The organism is Deinococcus alpinitundrae (genome assembly GCF_009982895.1).
Taxonomy (GTDB): domain Bacteria; phylum Deinococcota; class Deinococci; order Deinococcales; family Deinococcaceae; genus Deinococcus; species Deinococcus alpinitundrae.
The window spans coordinates 1-250 of the sequence record NZ_WXZL01000392.1 but is presented as its reverse complement, the minus strand read 5'-3'; the positions used below and the strand labels follow the sequence as shown (position 1 = coordinate 250).

General features: G+C 66.0%; 1 protein-coding gene. It reads left to right on the top strand.

All coding sequences use genetic code 11. The annotated features are described in order from the left end of the window. On the top strand, positions 1-250 hold a 250-nt coding region (locus GUI70_RS23875; RefSeq protein ID WP_202630629.1), incomplete at both ends, for a type 2 periplasmic-binding domain-containing protein.

Here is a 250-nt window from a genome sequence, read left to right as displayed (position 1 = left end):
AAGACCGATGCCGGCAGCGGCCTGGAAAAGGCCGACCCGTTCACCGATCCGGTGATCGATGGCAAGGGCGTGCGCGGCTACGGCGCCTACGCCTTCCGCCCCGACGACAAGGCTTTTGCCGATGCCTTCAACGCCGAGCTGGCCAAGTTCATCGGCACCGAAGAGCACAAGCAACTGGTGGCGCCGTTCGGCTTCACGCCGCAGGAATTGCCCAACGGGGTCACGGCCGCCAAGCTCTGCGCCGGCCAAT